The sequence below is a fragment of the Rathayibacter sp. YIM 133350 genome, assembly GCF_037404875.1.
Classification (GTDB): Bacteria; Actinomycetota; Actinomycetes; order Actinomycetales; family Microbacteriaceae; genus Orlajensenia.
The window spans coordinates 1-668 of sequence record NZ_JBBELO010000016.1 but is presented as its reverse complement, the minus strand read 5'-3'; the positions used below and the strand labels follow the sequence as shown (position 1 = coordinate 668).

Here is a 668-nt window from a genome sequence, read left to right as displayed (position 1 = left end):
CGAATTCCCCCGCCACGTGTTTATCGACGGAGACGCAAGCGCTGAGCGCATTAGGGCCTTTGCGGAGGCGCCAAACGAAGAACAGCGCATCGCATTGACAGCCTTGCGCTCGTTGGTGGCCAGAAGTGCATCCGCGCACATGGCGCCGATGATGTCGGTCGTGTACACGGTTTTTCTGGGCTACGGAGCGATCGTGTTTACGGCAATCCCGGCCCAAAGAGCAACGATAAGCGATTGGCCGTACAGCTGGCTCGGGCTCGAGCCGCTTAGTTTCAGCTTCGGGCCATGGGCTCAGCTTGCTGCGCTGGTGGTGGTGAGCGCGCTGAGCTTGGCTCTGGCCAGAATGCTCTTCCACCTGGAGAACCGTTCGAGGCGGGCGGGGCTCATCCTAGCCGCGTATGAGGGCGAGCTGCGCCGGCGCGAGAATGCGAGCGGTTGGAGGGCGCGCAGGTGGCGCAAGGCACACCCGATTGAGTGGAGCTAGTGCCCTAGCAAGAAAGGCGCATCCCGGTGCGAGTAGGCCTCCACCTGTCGCGGTAATTGTCGGGGTCTCGGGGGTGTCCGGCTTCCCAGTCGTCTTGTATCGCAACCTCAGCGTCGAAGCGGTCAACGTGTGCCCCGAGGTCTACGCCGTCCAGTGAACGGGCGTCCCGGAATGTCGCATGGTT

At 62.9% G+C, this 668-nt stretch carries 1 protein-coding gene; it reads left to right on the top strand.

What is annotated here, in order from left to right:
- Positions 1 to 484: hypothetical protein (locus tag WDJ51_RS03735; protein ID WP_337851089.1), on the top strand; the 484-nt coding region annotated here is incomplete at its 5' end.
- Between the last annotated feature and the right edge of the window lie 184 nt (positions 485 to 668).